Consider the following 2,769-nt stretch of genomic DNA (forward strand, 5'->3'; position numbering starts at 1 on the left):
GCGCCCACGGCCAAACCGTGCGCCACCAGCCCGGGATGCACGACGGCACCGGCTACACCCTGCAGCTGAACAACCCGGCGCTGCTCGCCGAGCGCAGCGGCATCGCCGTGGTGGCGGATTTTCGCAGCCGCGACGTGGCGGCGGGCGGCCAGGGCGCCCCGCTGGTGCCCGCCTTCCACCGGCAGGCCTTCGCCGATCCGCAGCGGACCGTGGCGGTGCTCAACCTCGGCGGCATCGCCAACCTGAGTGTGCTGCGGCCGGGCAGCGATCCGGTGGGCTTCGATTGCGGCCCGGCCAACGCCCTGATGGACGGCTGGTGCGAACGCCACACCGGCCGGCCCTACGACGCGGGCGGCACCTGGGCCGCCAGCGGACAGGTGCTCCAGTCCTTGCTGGGCGCCATGCTGGCGGAGCCCTTCTTCGCCTTGCCCCCACCCAAGAGCACCGGACGGGATCTCTTTCACATGGACTGGCTGGAGCGTGCGCTGCAGGCTGCCGGCTGCACGGGCGCGGCGCCCCAGGACGTGCAGGCGACGCTGGCCGAGCTGACGGCGCACGCGTGCGCCCAGGAGATGCAGCGGCATGCACCGGATTGCCGCGCACTGGTGGTCTGCGGCGGCGGCGCCCTGAACGCGCACCTGATGGCGCGGCTGGCGGCACACCTGCCCGGAGTCGAGGTCGGCAGCTCGGCGGACCGCGGACTGCCGCCGCTGCAGGTCGAGGCGGCAGCCTTCGCCTGGCTTGCGCACCAGTGCGTGGCCGGGCTGGCGGGCAGCCTGCCGGCCGTGACCGGGGCGCGCGGGCCGCGCATCCTGGGCGCGATCTACCCCGCCTGAGCCGGCCCGCCCCGGCAGGGGCGCAGGCGCTGCGGGAGCGCCAGAGCGGCGCAAAAAAACCGCCCGAAGGCGGTTGTGTCGCGCGGGGCCTGCCGGAGCGCGGCAGGGCCTCGGGGAAGCAGCCTTCAGTGTTCCGTGGGCGAGAAGCTCGAGCCGCAGCCGCAGGTGGTTTCGGCGTTCGGGTTGCGGATCACGAACTGGGCGCCCTGCAGGTCTTCCTTGTAGTCGATCTCGGCGCCCACCAGGTATTGGTAGCTCATGGCGTCGATCAACAGCGACACGCCGTTCTTGGTCATGGTCGTGTCGTCCTCGTTGGTGATCTCGTCAAAGGTGAACCCGTACTGGAAGCCCGAGCAGCCGCCCCCCTGCACGAACACGCGCAGCTTCAGGTCGGGGTTGCCCTCCTCGGCGATCAGGTCGGCCACCTTGGCGGCGGCGCTGTCGGTGAACAGGATGGGCGTGGGCATTTCGGTGGGGGTGTTGTCGGCAACGGCGCTCATGGACGGCTCCTTGGCAAGCTTGAAGGTCAATATTAAGACAAGCGCGGCGGCGCTGCCGACCGGGTGCGGCTTGCCGCCAGCGGGCGTACGGGCTTTTGCCACCCGCCGCCATGGCCTTGTAGATGGGGACGCTTGCCGCCGGCGCAAGCCGCCCCAACGCAAAGACCGCCAGAGCGGCGGTCTTTGGGGTCCGCTCCGGGCACCGGCGCGATGCGCCAGTGGGGCCGGGAGCGGCGCAGCAGGGCCAGCGCCGATCAGCGCTTGGAGAACTGCTTGGCGCGGCGGGCGGCGTGCAGGCCGACCTTCTTGCGCTCCACCTCGCGCGCATCGCGCGTGACGAAGCCGGCGGCGCTCAGGGCGGGCTTGAGCGTCTCGTCGTAGTCGATCAGCGCGCGCGTGATGCCGTGGCGGGTGGCGCCGGCCTGGCCGGACTCACCGCCGCCGTGCACGTTCACCTGGATGTCGAAGGTCTCGACATGGTCGGTGAGCACCAGCGGCTGCTTGGCGATCATGATCGAGGTCTCGCGGCCAAAATACTGCTGAATGTCCTTGCCATTCACCGTGATCTTGCCGGAACCCTTCTTCAGAAACACGCGGGCCACGCTGGACTTGCGGCGGCCGGTGCCATTGTTCCATTCACCAATCATCTCGGCTCCTTAGATTTCCAGCGCCTTGGGCTGCTGCGCGCTGTGCGGATGCTCGCCGCCGCCATAGACCTTGAGCTTCTTGATCATGGCGTAGCCCAGCGGGCCCTTGGGCAGCATGCCCTTGACGGCCTTCTCGAGGGCGCGGCCGGGGTGCTTGGCCTGCATCTCGCGGAAGCTGGTGGCGGTGATGCCGCCCGGATGGCCCGAGTGGCGGTAGTAGATCTTGTCGGTGGCCTTGTTGCCGGTCACCTTGAGCTTGGATGCGTTGATGACGACGATGTAGTCGCCGGTGTCAACGTGAGGCGTGTAGATGGCTTTGTGCTTGCCGCGCAGACGCAGGGCCACTTCGCTGGCGACCCGGCCGAGCACCTTGTCGGTGGCGTCGATCACAAACCATTCATGCACGACCTCAGCGGGCTTCGCGCTGATTGTGGTCATGGGTTTCTCTTGTCGAAAAAGAGGTGGGCGGTCCTTTTCCGCGGTCGGTGCTCTTATCAGGCTGAGCCTCTTAGGCGGGTGCGTGGCTTCGCCGCGGGACCTGAGATTTCGCTGCGAAGCCGGTCATTATATGGCGGATCGCAGCACGGGCGCCAGCCCCCTGCTGCTACTGCGAGTACATCTGGCGGCGCCGCGCCTCTTCCTCGCGCCGCTGGCGCTCGGCCACGCAGGTCGGGTGGCCCGCCAGGGCGGGCTGCTGGCACTGCTGGTGGATGCACATGGGCCGGGCGAGGAAGTTCGACGACGCGCAGGCCTCCTCGGGCCCGGCCACGCGCCGCGGCGCGGGCT

4 protein-coding genes and 1 pseudogene are annotated in these 2,769 nt (G+C 69.5%); 1 reads left to right on the forward strand and 4 read right to left on the reverse strand.

The window, feature by feature from the left end:
• Positions 1–836 (forward strand): anhydro-N-acetylmuramic acid kinase (locus A612_RS01515; RefSeq protein WP_019372850.1); only part of this gene is annotated, 836 nt, incomplete at its 5' end.
• A gap of 125 nt (positions 837–961) precedes the next feature.
• Here the strand turns inward: A612_RS01515 and erpA are convergent.
• The 4 genes and pseudogenes from erpA to A612_RS17235 form a co-directional block, all read right to left on the reverse strand.
• Complete coding sequence (gene erpA / locus A612_RS01520; protein ID WP_019372851.1) at positions 962–1,336, reverse strand: iron-sulfur cluster insertion protein ErpA; 375 nt, start codon at positions 1,334–1,336, stop codon at positions 962–964.
• 254 nt (positions 1,337–1,590) lie between these two features.
• Positions 1,591–1,983, reverse strand: coding sequence for a 30S ribosomal protein S9 (rpsI, locus tag A612_RS01525; protein ID WP_019372852.1), 393 nt, complete (start codon positions 1,981–1,983; stop codon positions 1,591–1,593).
• 9 nt (positions 1,984–1,992) lie between these two features.
• Positions 1,993–2,421, reverse strand: coding sequence for a 50S ribosomal protein L13 (gene rplM / locus A612_RS01530; protein ID WP_019372853.1), 429 nt, complete (start codon positions 2,419–2,421; stop codon positions 1,993–1,995).
• A gap of 166 nt (positions 2,422–2,587) precedes the next feature.
• A pseudogene (locus A612_RS17235) lies at positions 2,588–2,769 on the reverse strand (hypothetical protein); the annotation flags it as partial.

This window comes from Melaminivora alkalimesophila (assembly GCF_000282995.1).
Lineage (GTDB): Bacteria > Pseudomonadota > Gammaproteobacteria > Burkholderiales > Burkholderiaceae_C > Melaminivora > Melaminivora alkalimesophila.